Below are 14,867 nucleotides of genomic sequence, written 5' to 3'. Positions count from 1 at the left end.
GATTAACGCTGGATGGGTATGGCAGTCGCTGCTTCGCAAGCGGCCACAGCCAAAAGAGCCGGTCAAGGACGGCTGATCGATTACATGGTGACAKCAAAGGGTCATGAAGGAGAATGTAAATTCCTTCATGACCCTTTTTTAGATTAATGTTGTACCCTCGTTGTACATGCACATAGGTTCTTAATGAGTTCAAACGATACGACACATGCGACATCTACGTATGAGCACACATATGCGCTTAAAGATTACTCCCAACACGCCAGATAGAAACTGTAAGAACACATAGGTTCTTACAGCTCACAAATTGACGCTGCTTTTACCCGATAAGCACACATATGCGCTTACAGCCTACTTCGAGCACTCCCAACACGCTAGATAGAAGCTGTAAGAACTCATAGATTCTTACAGCTCACAAATCAACGTTACTCCTACCCCATAAGCACACATATGCTCTTAAAACCTATATAGCCCCCTAATCCATTTGGACACACCCACTCCTTTCAGCTACACTAAATTTATGGTGGGGGAATGACCAGTGAGAAGACGATTTAGATGCCCGGTTGAAGCGAAAAAGGAGCTTGTTGTAGAAGTGTTAGCTGGTTACCGTACGGAGGTTGTAGCCAGAAAACATGGTATGTCTCCTAAGACGCTCAGCTGCTGGGTTCGTCAATATCAGGATGAGGTGGGGGAACTTATGGCGAAAAGACATGACGATGAAGATAAACTAAAAAAGGATGCAGCCAAGCTGGAAGCCTTGCAGCTTAAATATGATCAAGCAATAAAACAGCTTGGAGAGAAAGAATTGGAACTAAGCATTCTCAGAGATTTGGTAAAAAAAAGCACCCAGACTGGAGACAGCGTTAACATGGATTGAGCGAGGCTATCCCGTCCGAACGGTATTGCGCATCTGTGACCTACCTCGTTCAACGTATTACTACCGCCTTCAACATCCAGATCGATGTCATCCTAAAGGAAAGGGGCGGCCAATTCCGGGCTATTCCTATGATAAAAGTGGCAATGTCGTCTTGGATGCTCGCATTAAAGGCTGGCTTCGTGTTCTCATTAAAGGACCTAATGCTGCATTCGGCTACCGTAAACTTACCGTCTTATTACGTCGAAAATACCAACTCGTCATTAATAAGAAGAAGATCTATCGACTGTGCAAAGAGCTTCAAATCCTTGCTCCTCAGCGAGAGGCAGCGAATCCCGTACCGAAACGAATAGCCAATAACCGTGTAGTGGACGGCCCTAATCAACTATGGCAGCTGGATATTAAATACGGCTATGTAGCTGGTCAGCGGCGACACTTCTATCTGGCAAGCATAATTGATGTATTTGACCGTGCCATTATCTCGTATCATCGAGGCAAAGCCTGTAATACGAACGACATAATAACGGTGGTACAAAAGGCGATTTTGAAGCGCAACATCCACGAGCAAGCACACAAATTGGTTGTCCGAACCGACAATGGTCCGCAGTTTATAAGCAAGGCYTTCTATACGTATTGTGAGCAAGCTCCGCTTGAGCACGAACGTATTCCGAACCGTTCACCCAACAAGAACGCCTACATCGAATCGTTTCACAGTATTTTGGAACGAGAATGTTACCAACGTCATTGCTTTGAGACCTACGAAGAGGCATTCAAGGAAGTAGATCGRTTTATCCGTTATTACAACCAAGTCCGTATTCATGGAAGTCTTCAGGACTGGTCACCTTACGAATATTTACAGTTGATACTTTCTGAAAAACTAAAGCCTCAAAAAATTGCAGTATGATGCGATTGAATAAGAATGAGTGCGCATGTGTCCAAATTTAGGGGGTTAACCCGAAAACCTACTTCGAGCATTTCCAACACGCCAGATAGAAGCTGTAAGAACACATAGGTTCTTACAACTGACAAATCGTCGCTACTTTCACCCGATAAGCACATATTTGCGCTTAAAGCCATCTCTGGGCACTCCCAACACGCCAGATAGAAACTGTAAGAACACATAGGTTCTTACAACTCAAAAATCAACGTTACTCCTACCCCATAAGCACACATATGCGCTTAAAACCTACTCCGAGCACTCCCAACACGCCAAATAGAAGCTGTAAGAACACATAGGTTCTTACAGCTCACAATTCAACGTTACTCCTACCCCATAAGCACACATATGCTCTTAAAACCTACTTCGAGTATTTCCAACAAACCTAACTCCCACCAACTATCAAAAAAATGCCCTGATCCCCTCCAGCATTATACCGATGGGAGTCAGGGCTTGCTCTATTACTTCACAATCGCTATCGCTAATCCATCGTAGCCCGGTAATATCGTGCTCTGCAAACGATCGTCTGTTGCGATGATCTCATTAAAAGAGCGCACGGCACGAACCGCTGGACCTTCCTTGGCTGGATCGATCGTTCTTCCTCGCAGTAAAATATTATCGCCTACAATAATCGCTCCCGGATTAGCGAGTGCAATCGCGTAGTCCAGATAGATGGGATATCCTTCTTTATCTGCATCGATAAAAAAGAAATCAAACTTCCTGTCAGCAGACTTCAGCTCCGCAAGGCTTTGCTTCGCATCACCAACCATATACTCTACCTTATCTCCGAGTCCAGCTGCTTCCATATGCAGCTTGGCTAGATCAGCATAGTTTTGCAGCAGCTCAAGCGATACTAATTTACCGCCCTCTTGCAAGCCCCGTGCCAAGCAAATGCCGCTATAGCCGCCTAGTGCTCCAATTTCAATAATATTTTGTGCTTTCGACAGCGATACAAGCATCGTTAACAACCTGCCATACCCATCAGCAACTGATATATCCGGCATTCCATTAGCCGCTATACCTGCTTTTGTACGCTCAAGATCAGCATCTGCCACATAAAGCGAATCCACATATTGTTCATTTTGCAACGTCATTCTACTCTCTCCAATTTTACAATTTGTAAAAACAAGCTAGTTTGTCCTATACTTGATTGTATGTTTTTGTTCACGGGGTTACAAGCTTATGCTTTAGATATGAAGCTAAGGTCACCAAGAATTAATGAAAAGAGAGTGTAAAATGGAAAAGTTACAATTGATCGCAACTGCGCCAATGGGGCTTGAAGCGGTTGTTGCACGTGAATTGAAGGATCTAGGTTATACGGATCTTCAGGTAGAGAACGGACGCGTTAATTTCACAGGCGGTCCTATCGATATTTGCCGCACCAATCTTTGGCTGCGCACAGCAGGCAGAATTCTAATCAAAATGGGAGAATTCCCTGCTACCACCTTCGATGAATTGTTTGAGGGCACCAAAGCGCTTGATTGGCCGACATGGATTCCGAACGACGGTGAATTCCCTGTAAATGGCCGCTCACAAAAATCTCAGCTGACAAGTGTACCTGCCTGCCAAAGTATCGTAAAAAAAGCGGTCGTTGATAAAATGTCTGCACGTTATGGTACCGAATGGTTTCCCGAAAACGGCGGACGTTATGTAATAGAAGTTACGCTTATGAATGACCGTGCCATGCTGACACTGGACACTACAGGCGATGGCTTGCATAAACGTGGATACCGGAAAGTAGCTACCGAAGCTCCAATTAGGGAAACGCTTGCCGCTGCTCTTGTTCAGCTTAGCCGCTGGCGTCCTGATCGGCCGCTTTATGACCCATTTTGCGGTTCCGGTACGATATTGATTGAAGCAGCAATGATTGGCTGGAACATCGCACCAGGACTGCGCAGAAGCTTTAACAGCGAAGGCTGGCCGCTTATTCCGAATGAGCTGTGGGATGAAGCGCGCGATGAAGCATTTGATTTGGTAAAAGATGATGTTCCGCTTCAAATTGCAGGTTCTGATATTGATCCAGGAGCGATTGAAATCGCAGAAGCTGCTATTAAGAAAGCGGGTTTCGGCAAAGAAATCAAGCTTACTGTACAGCCCGTTGCCAAAGTGAAGCTTGAAGGCGATTACGGCGTTATTATTACGAACCCGCCATACGGCGAACGTCTCGGCGATGATGTACAAGCAGAGGCTGCGCTGCGTCAGTTCGGATTGACTGCGCTCCATTACCCAACTTGGTCGTATTTCTCGATTAGCCCATCAACGACAATCGAGCACTATTTCGGACGTCCTGCGGATAAGAAGCGGAAGCTGTTTAATGGGCGTATCGAGTGTAATTACTTGCAATTTTTTGGCCCGCTTCCCCCTCGCGGAAATCGATAGTAACGAAAGAGGAAGGATATTTTATAGATGTTATATAATAACCACTCAGCTTTACGCCGCTTGATGAGCAAGATTCTGATAGGGCTCGAGCGGCTGAAGGCTGTAGACTTGCTTTTATTTGTGGCTGTGATGATGGCGAAGGTTTATCTATTCAATGCCATTCTTGACGTACCAAAAATGAAAATGACCGATAAAGATGCCCTTATCGAGCTCGGAGCCATTTTATTGTTCAGCTTCTGGACCATTTGGCTGCCCGCACGCGGACGGATCGTTGCACTTATCGTGTTGAACCTGATCGCATCCTTTGTTTTGTATGCCGATATTATTTATTATCGCTACTTTCAAGATCTGATCTCCGTTCCGGTATTGCTTCAGTTCAGTCAAGTGGACTCCCTAGGCGAGAGTATCGGCACACTTCTCCGAGCGACGGATTTTATTTTGTTCCTAGATTGGATTGTTATCATTCCATTTGCGATCTACGCATTATGGCGAGGGCGGAGCGATCTTCGTCAAGCAAATGAGTATCGTCGCAAGCCTGCAGGCATGCAAAAGGCAATCGTCCGCATCGTTCTAAGCGCTGTGATTTTTGGCATCGGAACATCGCTTGTTTTCACAAACGTAAATGAAGCGAAGCGTACGTGGGGACAAGGTATTTTGGTCGGCAATTGGTGGAATCTGTCCATCTACAACATGACGGGTGCGCTTGGTTTTCATGGCTATGATGTGTATCTGTATGTCAAACAACACTGGCTGGATGCAGAGACGGTTACCGCTGAGCAGTATTCGGGTGCAAAAAACTGGATTCAAGAACGCGRCGACCAGCGGAAAACGTTTGAACAGGATGCTTTATTTGGCGCATATAAAAACAGCAATGTCATTATGCTTCAGCTCGAAGCTTTCCAAAACTTTATGGTTAACAAATCAATCGGCGGTCAAGAAATTACCCCGAATTTAAACGATTTAATCGAGCAGAGCGCCTATTTCAGTCAATTTTATCAACAAACCGCTCAAGGCAGAACCTCGGATGCCGATTTCATGGCAAACTGCTCCATGCAGCCCGTCACGAACGGCTCGGTTTTCATCCAATATGCACCAAACGAATTCGATTGTATGTCCAGCACCTTGAAAGCAAACGATTATGGGACATCCGTCTTCCACTCTTATGAGGGTGGTTTTTGGAACCGAAATACGATGTACAAAAACATGCAATATGATCAGTTTTACAGCTTAAAGCATTTTCAACTAGATGAAAAAATCGGCTGGGCTCTCGGAGACAAGTCTTTCTTCCGACAATCCTTTGACGTCATTGCCGATCAGAAACAGCCCTTTTACTCCTTTCTGATCACACTCTCCAGCCATTATCCGTTCACGATGCCGGAAGAGGAGCAAAAGCTTAACCTTGGCGAGCTAGATGGTACATTAATGGGGGATTATTTGCAATCCATTCATTATGTAGACGCCGCGCTCGGTGAGCTGGTTGATCGAATGAAAGCAGAAGGGCTTTGGGATCATACGATTCTCGTCATGTACGGGGATCACGACAACTCAATTAATGACTGGTCGTTGTTTGAGGCTTTCCTTGGCAAACCGCTGAATGATTTAGAGCGTCAAATGATTGTGAAACAGGTACCTCTGCTCATACATTTGCCTAAGAACGAGCATGCAGGAACGTATACGAATGTAGGCGGTCAGCTGGATGTAACGCCTACGATTATGCATCTGCTCGGCATCTCGACGGCTGATCAATATTTAATTGGCATGCCTCTGCTTATGGAAAATCCTCTCCTTGGCAAGAAGGTTGTGCAAAGAAACGGAGCCTTCACTGATGGTACCCTCTACTTTATGCCTTCAGCAGATGGCATCGCTGAGAACGGAGCATGCTGGAACATCCAAGACAATGCATCCATACCAGTCAGCGGCTGCATAAGTGCCTTTGAAGACTCGCGCACCGAGCTGAACATGTCGGATCAAATCGTCATGAACAATCTCATCGCTGACTTCAAGGAGCAAACCGCTACAGAAGCTCGCAGCAGCAATGGGCTTGAGACAGCTGGTCGTTAACGTTGCAGCTTGGATAGCTATGATAAAGCAAAACAAAAGAACCTTCAAATCCACATTCAATAGCGGATTTCAAGGTTCTTTTTTTATATCCTTTATACTCTTATCATTTACTTCACATTTAGCTACTTTTTATGCTCAGACAGCCAATTCAGCACATCGTCAATCGTGTTCACTGGCACAATATTGAGATCAGGCGCTCCGCTGCGAGCGTCTCCTTCCAGCTCTGCCGGCACAAAAAACACATCCGCATCCGTCCGGCTGATTGCATAAGCCTTTTGCTTGATGCCGCCAATTAATCCAATCGAGCCATCTGCTTCAATTGTACCTGTACCCGCCACCTGATTGCCATACGTAACGCCGCCTGGTGTCAGCTGATCAATAATAGCCAGCGTCAGCATCGCTCCATGAGATGGACCTCCAATATGCGCCATAAAGCGTTTGTAATCGATGTTAAGCGGGATATCGAGAAGCAGCTCTGTTTGCACCGAAATGCCGAACACTGCTCGGTCTGGCGAATCAGCTGAGGCCTTCGTCTTAACCTCCGTTTGTGTCTGAACCCCTGCTCTCCTTAGCGTAATCTGTACGGACTCGCCAGGCTTTACCGCTTTCTCCATGTAGTCGGTCATCTCGCCAATCGATTTAACCGCTTGCCCATTCATCGCATCAATAATATCGCCAGCTTGCAGCTTCTGCTCGGCTGGACTATCCTTTACGATGGCAACAATTCGAATGCCATCTGGCTTAATTCCGCCTCCAACGCCTGCTTTCTGCATGGCAACAGCTGCTGCAACACGATTCGCATCTGTTTTCATATTAACGACTTGTGTGTACGATTCCGTCAGCGGCGGTTCATTTTCTGGTATTTTCTCGAAGCTATACATCGGAAGCAGCTTGGCATACAACCAATCAGCCGGTACGGCCGGCCTCTCGAATACGAGTATGCCGTTTACCGTTCCTCCGCTGTTTTCGCTCTTCTCTACATGCGCATAACGATTCATATTGAGCGTCATCCCCGGGTATGTGACGCGATAGCCGGTAGGGCAGAGCAAAACCAATAGAAGCACTATCGTAATCGTTAGAGTGACCACCCCGCGCTTTGGCAGCCACAGAGGGCTTAGAAGCCTCTTGGGAGCGTTCGAACGATTCCCTCCTATATTCAATGCCCTCGCCGCTCGCGACCGCTCTAACGCTTCAGTAAGAAGCATATCTACAAACACTAGCGGTGCAGCAGCGCCGATAACCAGCAGCATCTGGAACAGCATCTCTGGCGCAAACAGCACATAACCTGCTCCGATTATGCCTAGTCCAGCGATTATAATGCGTACTAGCTGTAAAATAAGCGTCCAGCCTTTTCTTTTCCGCTGCTGCCAAACCCCGAGCAAGGCACCAGCCGCCCAGCTAATCGGTATAAGGGCTAATATATTGAACAACCAATCGATCATTTCTATCCACTGTATCCCGCCGGATGTCTTCAGCGGGGCCGGCAGCCAAATGAGCTCTGCTGCAGCCAAACAGACAAGCGCTAGGACTAGTCCAAATAGGTAATAACGTGCTGGCCTCAGCATTCTTTTCCCCCTAAGCTTTCTCAAACGAAGCATATGTATTTCTTTTAGGATAAACAAAGGACCCGGGCGATACACATCGCGGGGTCCTATTTCATTTGCAAATATTGCCGCTGTTCCGAATCAATGCCTCTGTCTCTCATTTCGCCTTTCTCCACGCTTTGGATACGTTCAAGCCACTGCGCTGGGGAATGGTTCATACGACGTGCACGATCGAGCAGTTGAGCATACTGGGCACAATTGTCATACCCGCTAAGCTTGCGGATAACCTGAATATATTCGACGACAAGTTCTCTTGCATCCGCTGCGGTATAGCCGTATTCGGCAGCTAAAGCCTCAGCAATTCCGCGTTCATATAAGCTTAACCTGACCTGTGTTTTCACTTTCATGATACATCCACCTGCTTCCCGTATAAATATGGTAGCCGACTAGTTTCAAATGAGATTCCCACCGTTCGGAGCAAAAAACGACCTGATTGCCGAGCCGCAGCGAATCGAGCTTCCTGCCTTTGCGCGACACTGTAATTTGCTCATAAAACCATTGCTCATCTTTCTTTAATTGTACTGCTTTATGTACGATTTTTCCAGTGTCATTGTCCGCCATAGGACCGATGATGATATCTGGATGTGCATCACAGGGATCAGCACCTTTGACCGCTGCCTTGCGGTGAGYAAGAATGAAGGACGCCCATGCCGGTGAATCGGATAAAAACAAAAGAGGCTCGACCTGTTCCGGTACCGAGGTCAGTTCTACGACAAGCACGCATGGACGACCGCCGTCCCATGACTCCTTTGCTGCCTTATGCGACCATTTGCGTGCTTGCTCAGCCGATATTGTCGTATAAAATCCTTCTCCAAAATCTTTCCCCGGCCGCCAATAGGGTGAATTCAACAGCTTCTGCCCAAATGATTGCACAGTGTTGCTTGTGGTTCCATGATATAAAAGCTGAGGCGTCGTTATGTCCACGCTCGCACTCCTTTCGTTTGGCTCCTCGTATGAAAATACAAAGACCCTACGAAATCAAACTGTCGCAGGGTCTTGTCGTGTATGTCGTTCTATAATATTAATATTGTTATTTATTTCTTGATGTAAGGAATGATCTTCTCGATGACCTCATCCTCTGAAGGCGCCTTAATGTACCGTCCATTAACAAAAATAAATGCATAGCGGGCACATGGCCCGCAGTACGACTTGCATCCTACACGAACCTCTGTGTCCGGCGCCAGCTTCTGCAGCTTGGGCAAAATCGATTTGATCTTCGTATGCTTGCATTTGTCGCAAACCATTATATCGTTAGCCATTATTCATCGTCCTGTCTCAACCGAATACGGAAAAATGCTAGTGATCACCGTGGTTGCCCTTGGTTGGATTCGTAACGGCAAAACCTTCTTCAGGCACATAGAAATAATCGATGCGAACGCCGTCCAGAAAAGCATTGTCTTTCTCCAAAATAACATCGATCCCTTTGTCAGTGGATACAACAATATCCTTCTCAGTCGGCTCGTCGATTCCCATACCGTAATGAGCATGGTCGCCGTGCGAATGAGTGACATAAATACGCAGCTTTTTACCTTCGTTTTCAGGCTTGTCCAGCTCTACTTGTAGAACTTTAGCAGCATTTTTTGAAATTTTGCAGTTCATAAATTATCCAGCTCCTCTTATCGTTAGGCCTTTCGGCAATCGTTATTATTTTATATTATACTTGCTCTCCATTCTACGGGCAAACCATTCGGCAAGCACCATCGTAACCGCGATGTCGTCAATCGGCATGAACGGCATGACGTCCGGCAAAACCCAGTAAAGAAAAACAGGCACGGAAAAAATCAGCTTGTCCAGCAGTGAAACATCCTTTGATCGAAGCAGCTGAAAAATACGGACAAACGTACGCTGCCAATGGCGCAGCGACAGCAACTTACGCATGAAATCCCACCTTTGCTGACCTTTTCCGATTAGTATAGCATAAGCATGGCGTAATTAACTACTAGAGGCCAGCGGCCGCTAAAGGCGAAGCGCCTCTAGCAGCAGCGGCTGCAGCTCCACATAAATTTGATCAAAATTACTCATCGGCAGCGGATTTTCGCCATAACCCGCTTCCACTGTAAAGCCAGGTCTGCGGAACTGATGAATGAACCAGTCCTTATATCCCGCATCGCTGCCAGTCAGCTTTACCGCTTCATATCCACTTGCCTGAGCGAGCCGTTTGGCAAGCTGCTCTGCATTTGCAGGCTCATAATCACGATAATTCCAATAGATTTCCCGCCCCTGCGTATGAAGAGCAAGAACCGCATCGAAACCGATTCTACTCGTAAATTGAGCCATGGCATTCGCCTCCGGCTCACTTAGCGGATACGGTCCTGGATAGTCGCGTGGTCCAGGTCCCTCTACCCCTCTGCGCTTGCACTCCTCTTCCCAAAACGCAGGGAATTGATCATTTAAGTCAACACCTCTAATGTTGGCCTTCCAGTTGCTGAACTGATCGGAGCCGCCATTCCACTCCATTAGCTGCTGATAATAAGGATGCCTCGGCAATGCTCCGTATTGTGCGAGCTCTACACCATCTGGGTTTACCATCGGGACAGCCCATAAAGTCACGTCTTTGCACAAATCGGCCACTTGCTGTCCACCCATTCGCTCCCCGCTGCAATAAGCTGCCGACAAATCAGCAACGAAGCGCATCAGCAGTGCAGAGGTAATCCATTCATTTGCATGAAAAGAGCCGTTCATATGAATTTGACGCGGGCCGTTGCCGCAGCGGAGCGCCAATAACGGCTTGCCCATTACGCTCTCCCCAATAATATGTGCCGATAAAAACGAGTATCTGCCTGATAGCTGCCGAACACCCTCCACTAAATCAAGATAGCCATACGTTTGTAAGGAGTATATAACCATCGCCCCCAGCTGCATAAATTTGCTCCTATCATGCTATGCAAGGTCTTACTTGTCCTATGTAGCAATCAACAAAAAGAAGCCTTGCTATGTTTAAGCCCGGCTTCAGTTTCTTATCATTTAAATGATATTGGGTATTTGCCAAACTACAGGCGTCAGTTCAATCTGCTTCCCAAGCCACTGCTGAGTAATGGATTGAAACATCCGCGGATTTCCGCTGCAAAAAAATTGATGCACCGGTTCCCTCTCCTCGCTCGCAAGCTGGTCATTGTTTTCCAAAATACTCCTGATCTCGCGTGTCGTCTCGTCCGCTGAGCTGATGAGCTTCACGCTCTGGCCCATCACCTCGGATATGGTTTCTGCTAGAAAAGGATAATGCGTGCAGCCAAGTATTAACGTATCCATTGGAAAAAGCCGCAAATGCCCAATGGAGCTCTGCACCGTTTCGTATGTTTCAAAGGAACGAAAATTCCCCTTTTCCACTAGCGGCACAAATCTCGGGCACGCTTCGCTTATCACTTGCACCTTCGGCGACAACGTCTTTAAAGCTTGCTCATAAGCACCGCTTTTGATCGTTCCCTCTGTGCCGATGACACCAACATAACCCGTAGCTGTAAGGCCTATAGCTGCTCTTGCACCAGGATCAATGACGCCAACAACCGGGATCGCGACTCTTGAGCGAATGTCTTCAAGTCCGGCCGCTGTTGCTGTGTTACATGCTATAACAATCATTTTCGGATTAAACTGAATTAAGTAATCGACGATTTCCCTCGTAAAACGAACAATCTCTTCTGAAGAACGCGGTCCATAAGGCGTTCGAGCCGTGTCTCCAAAGTAAAGGATTTTTTCTCGCGGCAGTTGGCGCATAACTTCCTTGGCAACGGTGAGGCCGCCAACGCCTGAGTCCAGTATTGCAATCGGTTGCTGCACAAACACACCGCTTTCCTAAACATAATGTGATGAATAGAGACAAAATAGCATATGAATACAGGCACAAAAACGTACCAGTATCTTATCGACATTTCGGACAAGCGGTCTGAAATTTAAAATTGAAAGCTCAATGTAAATGACAAAGGACCGTCAATGACTACGTTACGTAGCATTGACAGTCCTTTTTTGGTTAATCCAGCAATAATGCAGAGGAATAAATGGGTGCAGCCTTTTGCATTCGGTTTAGATCATCTCGGATCGGGTACATACGTGTAGAAACAATGTGGAGCATTGCATTTGGATTGAAAACAAAAAGGAGGGCGTTCAGATGACAAAAGTGAAATATCCGATCGGCCGTTTACAAGAAAAGGTCGCTCTCATTACCGGGGCAGGCTCTGGTATTGGCAGGGCAGCAGCTTTGAAATTCGCGAAGGAAGGCGCCAATTTGGTTCTGCTTGATGTTAAAGAATCCGCCATGGAGCAGGTATGCCGCAGTGTTCGAGAATACAATGTCGACTGCCTGCCTATTGAAACTGATATTTCCAATGAAGCTCAGCTTGCAGACGCCTATCGACAAGCACGCGAGCATTATGGACACCTAGACATTGTATTTGCCAATGCAGGTATTAACGGTGTATTAACACCGATTGAACTGATGGATATCGAAGACTGGAATACGACGCTTCAAGTTAATCTCACCGGCACATTCCTGACTGTAAAACACGCTATTCCATTGTTAAAGGATAAAGGCGGAAGCATTATTATCACCAGCTCCATAAATGGTAATCGGGTGTTCTCGAATATCGGTTTCAGCGCCTACAGCAGCACGAAGGCTGGACAGGTCGCTTTTGCCAAGATGGCTGCTTTGGAGCTTGCCCAGTACAAAATTCGCGTGAATGCCATCTGCCCCGGAGCTATTGAGACGAATATCGAGCAAAATACAGAGCGTACGCCAGAGCTCGAGAGTGTGTCGATTCCCGTTGAATATCCAGATGGCAGCCAGCCGCTGGAAGATGGGCCTGGCAGCGCAGCTCAAGTGGCCAAGCTTGCATTATTCCTCGCATCTGATGATTCGGACCATGTCTCAGGTACCACTGTTTACATAGACGGAGCAGAATCCTTGCTGCGCGGATAGCAATTATTAAGAATAGATAGAAGACCATATGATAAGGGGCGAACGCCATTGTTTAAAGAATGTTTACATCATTCATCGGATCTGAAATGGGCATATGCATACGATCGTGATACTTTCCATCTTAGACTTCGCACCAAAAGAAATGACGTTGAAGAGGCTGTTGCGGTAACAGGAGATAAATACGATTGGGATCAGCATCATCATGATGTTCCGATGGAAAAAATAGCTGCCGATTCCCTCTTTGATTATTGGGAAGCTGCCATCAAGCCGGAGTTTCGGCGTTTTTCGTACGGCTTTCGTGTACGCAGCGGCGAAGAAACGTTATGGCTCATCGAGAATGGCATCTTTGAGGAGCAGCCCACCCCAGCTGGCGGATATTTTGAAATTCCTTTTATTCATACGGTCGATTTGTTTGATGCGCCTGAATGGGCAAAGGAAGCTGTTTTCTATCAAATTATGCCCGACCGCTTCGCAAATGGCGATACGGCCAACGACCCCGACCACATACAGCCCTGGGGTGAAGCGCCGAGCGGCGAAAGCCACTTTGGCGGCGATCTGCAAGGCATAATGGATAATCTCAAGCATCTGACGGACCTCGGAGTTACGGCGATTTATTTGACGCCTTTATTTACAGCACCGTCAAATCACAAATATGATACGGTCGATTATATGCAAATCGATCCGCAGTTCGGAGATGCCGAGCAGCTTAAGAAGCTGGTTAGCACTTGTCATGATCTAAATATCCGAGTTGTCTTGGATGCTGTCTTTAATCATACGAGCGAGCAGTTTCCACCTTTCCAAGACGTGCTGGCAAATGGAGAAAATTCGAAGTACAAGGATTGGTTTCATCTGAATGGCTTCCCTGTAGAGGTCAAAGACGGTGCAGCAAATTATGCTACGTTTGGATTTTATGGCAATATGCCGAAGCTGAATACCGCAAACCCAGAAGTAAAACAATTTTTGCTTGATGTTGCTGTGCACTGGATTAAGGAAGCAGATATCGACGGATGGCGGCTCGATGTTGCCAACGAAATTGATCATGCTTTCTGGCGGGATTTCCGTCATGCCGTTAAGGCTGAAAAGCCGGATGCTTTTATTATCGGCGAGGTATGGAGCAATGCTCTTAACTGGCTGCACGGCGATCAGTTTGACTCTTCGATGAATTACCCATTTGCGCAGCACATCTTGGATTTTTTTGCTTCCTCCGAAGGAAAAGCATCGGATTTCGCCGATCAAATCAACCGTTTACTTATGCGATATCCTCAGCAAACGAATGAGGCGATGTTCAACCTCCTATCCAGTCATGACACACCTCGTGCGTCAACTCGTTTAAATGGAGACAAGCAGCGTTTAAAGCAAGCCGTTGTATTCATGATGACTTCTATGGGTATCCCTTGCATCTATTATGGCGACGAGATTGGAATGGATGGCGGCGATGATCCGGACTGCCGCAAATGCATGGAATGGGATGCGGACAAACAGGACCGCGAGCTGTTTGATTTCTATCAGCTCCTCATTGCCCTACGCAAGCAGCATACCGTCCTTCGTGATGGACGATTCCGCTTCTTATTTGCAGATAACGAACGTGGCGCCTTCATTTATGAACGCTTAAACGCCAATCAACATTTCACCATCTGGATTAACCATACCGAAGAAACCGTTAAGCTTACGCATCCAATGGAGGCGGACGACTGGAAAGATGCGCTCTCGAATGAAGAAGTAACCACATTCGAAGAGCAGCTTCAGCTTGAGCTCAGTCCGCATGACTTCCGAATTTTGTATAGAAATATCTAATCATTTGAGGGCTTTTGCACCGTCTTTCTGGCGGAGCAAGAGCCCTTTTCACTTATCTATTTCCCCCTTTTTTTCTCCGTATCGGTTTCAAAGTCACCATGAAAGGTTAATGACTCCATATAAGAAACAGAGCCAACACTACTACACTTACTGGTCAGGGGGGAAATTGAATTGAAGAACCATACTGAATGTATTGCTATGCTGTTAGCCGGTGGAGAAGGGCGGCGCCTAGCCCCGCTCACAAGTCAGTTTGCCAAACCTGTCGTACCTTTTGGCGATCGCTTCCGAATGATTGATTTTCCACTTAACAAT

General features: G+C 46.7%; 16 protein-coding genes. 7 read left to right on the top strand and 9 right to left on the bottom strand.

Annotated elements, in window-relative coordinates:
* The first annotated feature begins 535 nt into the window (after positions 1-535).
* Positions 536-874: a transposase gene (locus tag AC1DSE_RS16785; protein WP_477527926.1), complete on the top strand. Its 339-nt coding sequence runs from the start codon at positions 536-538 to the stop codon at positions 872-874.
* On the top strand, positions 849-1,775 hold the full coding sequence (locus AC1DSE_RS16780; protein WP_477527928.1) for an IS3 family transposase: 927 nt from the start codon (positions 849-851) through the stop codon (positions 1,773-1,775). Before AC1DSE_RS16785 ends, AC1DSE_RS16780 begins: the two co-directional genes overlap by 26 nt.
* A gap of 494 nt (positions 1,776-2,269) precedes the next feature.
* Here AC1DSE_RS16780 and AC1DSE_RS16775 read toward each other — a convergent pair whose 3' ends face one another.
* Positions 2,270-2,902, bottom strand: a complete 633-nt coding sequence (locus AC1DSE_RS16775; protein ID WP_477511279.1) for an O-methyltransferase — start codon at positions 2,900-2,902, stop codon at positions 2,270-2,272.
* Positions 2,903-3,044: 142 nt separating this feature from the next.
* Between AC1DSE_RS16775 and AC1DSE_RS16770 the strand changes: the two genes are divergently transcribed.
* Positions 3,045-4,187: a THUMP domain-containing class I SAM-dependent RNA methyltransferase gene (locus AC1DSE_RS16770; RefSeq protein ID WP_076266796.1), complete on the top strand. Its 1,143-nt coding sequence runs from the start codon at positions 3,045-3,047 to the stop codon at positions 4,185-4,187.
* Positions 4,188-4,214: 27 nt separating this feature from the next.
* Positions 4,215-6,248, top strand: coding sequence for an LTA synthase family protein (locus AC1DSE_RS16765; RefSeq protein ID WP_477527925.1), 2,034 nt, complete (start codon positions 4,215-4,217; stop codon positions 6,246-6,248).
* Between the two features lie 122 nt (positions 6,249-6,370).
* Here the strand turns inward: AC1DSE_RS16765 and AC1DSE_RS16760 are convergent, their stop codons facing one another.
* The 8 genes from AC1DSE_RS16760 to racE form a co-directional block, all read right to left on the bottom strand.
* Positions 6,371-7,813, bottom strand: coding sequence for a PDZ domain-containing protein (locus tag AC1DSE_RS16760; RefSeq protein WP_477511281.1), 1,443 nt, complete (start codon positions 7,811-7,813; stop codon positions 6,371-6,373).
* Between the two features lie 86 nt (positions 7,814-7,899).
* Positions 7,900-8,199: a hypothetical protein gene (locus AC1DSE_RS16755; RefSeq protein WP_076266793.1), complete on the bottom strand. Its 300-nt coding sequence runs from the start codon at positions 8,197-8,199 to the stop codon at positions 7,900-7,902.
* On the bottom strand, positions 8,162-8,776 hold the full coding sequence (locus AC1DSE_RS16750; protein WP_477527924.1) for a DUF3990 domain-containing protein: 615 nt from the start codon (positions 8,774-8,776) through the stop codon (positions 8,162-8,164). The genes AC1DSE_RS16755 and AC1DSE_RS16750 overlap by 38 nt, the downstream gene beginning before the upstream one ends.
* A gap of 110 nt (positions 8,777-8,886) precedes the next feature.
* Entirely contained in the window at positions 8,887-9,111 is a 225-nt protein-coding gene (locus tag AC1DSE_RS16745) for a YuzB family protein (RefSeq protein ID WP_076266791.1), read from the bottom strand.
* 37 nt (positions 9,112-9,148) lie between these two features.
* Complete coding sequence (locus AC1DSE_RS16740; protein WP_339203589.1) at positions 9,149-9,451, bottom strand: iron-sulfur cluster assembly accessory protein; 303 nt, start codon at positions 9,449-9,451, stop codon at positions 9,149-9,151.
* A 45-nt stretch (positions 9,452-9,496) separates the two neighbouring features.
* Positions 9,497-9,730, bottom strand: a complete 234-nt coding sequence (locus AC1DSE_RS16735) for a hypothetical protein (protein WP_076266789.1) — start codon at positions 9,728-9,730, stop codon at positions 9,497-9,499.
* Between the two features lie 78 nt (positions 9,731-9,808).
* Positions 9,809-10,714 (bottom strand): M14 family metallopeptidase, encoded by a 906-nt coding sequence (locus AC1DSE_RS16730; protein WP_339203591.1) that lies wholly within the window; start codon positions 10,712-10,714, stop codon positions 9,809-9,811.
* Between the two features lie 102 nt (positions 10,715-10,816).
* The gene (gene racE / locus AC1DSE_RS16725) at positions 10,817-11,626 is read right to left on the bottom strand and encodes a glutamate racemase (protein ID WP_477511283.1); all 810 of its coding nucleotides are present in this window, start codon (positions 11,624-11,626) and stop codon (positions 10,817-10,819) included.
* 328 nt (positions 11,627-11,954) lie between these two features.
* Between racE and AC1DSE_RS16720 the strand changes: the two genes are divergently transcribed.
* The 3 genes from AC1DSE_RS16720 to AC1DSE_RS16710 form a co-directional block, all read left to right on the top strand.
* Positions 11,955-12,761 (top strand): SDR family oxidoreductase, encoded by an 807-nt coding sequence (locus tag AC1DSE_RS16720; RefSeq protein ID WP_477511284.1) that lies wholly within the window; start codon positions 11,955-11,957, stop codon positions 12,759-12,761.
* 48 nt (positions 12,762-12,809) lie between these two features.
* Positions 12,810-14,555 carry an alpha-glycosidase gene (locus AC1DSE_RS16715; protein WP_477511285.1) on the top strand — a complete coding sequence of 582 codons (1,746 nt, stop codon included), beginning with the start codon at positions 12,810-12,812 and terminating at the stop codon, positions 14,553-14,555.
* 198 nt (positions 14,556-14,753) lie between these two features.
* On the top strand, positions 14,754-14,867 hold a 114-nt coding region (locus AC1DSE_RS16710), incomplete at its 3' end, for a sugar phosphate nucleotidyltransferase (RefSeq protein WP_477527927.1).

Source organism: Paenibacillus sp. 01L418, from assembly GCF_056400045.1.
The sequence above is the reverse complement of the archived record's forward strand: the minus strand, read 5'-3'. Positions and strand labels throughout refer to the sequence as shown.

Coding starts and splice junctions, on each gene's coding strand:
- AC1DSE_RS16775 (WP_477511279.1), bottom strand. CDS start 2,902: ATGACGTTGCAAAATGAACAATATGTGGATTCGCTTTATGTGGCAGAT.
- AC1DSE_RS16770 (WP_076266796.1), top strand. CDS start 3,045: ATGGAAAAGTTACAATTGATCGCAACTGCGCCAATGGGGCTTGAAGCG.
- AC1DSE_RS16760 (WP_477511281.1), bottom strand. CDS start 7,813: ATGCTGAGGCCAGCACGTTATTACCTATTTGGACTAGTCCTAGCGCTT.
- AC1DSE_RS16755 (WP_076266793.1), bottom strand. CDS start 8,199: ATGAAAGTGAAAACACAGGTCAGGTTAAGCTTATATGAACGCGGAATT.
- AC1DSE_RS16745 (WP_076266791.1), bottom strand. CDS start 9,111: ATGGCTAACGATATAATGGTTTGCGACAAATGCAAGCATACGAAGATC.
- AC1DSE_RS16740 (WP_339203589.1), bottom strand. CDS start 9,451: ATGAACTGCAAAATTTCAAAAAATGCTGCTAAAGTTCTACAAGTAGAG.
- AC1DSE_RS16735 (WP_076266789.1), bottom strand. CDS start 9,730: ATGCGTAAGTTGCTGTCGCTGCGCCATTGGCAGCGTACGTTTGTCCGT.
- AC1DSE_RS16730 (WP_339203591.1), bottom strand. CDS start 10,714: ATGCAGCTGGGGGCGATGGTTATATACTCCTTACAAACGTATGGCTAT.
- AC1DSE_RS16720 (WP_477511284.1), top strand. CDS start 11,955: ATGACAAAAGTGAAATATCCGATCGGCCGTTTACAAGAAAAGGTCGCT.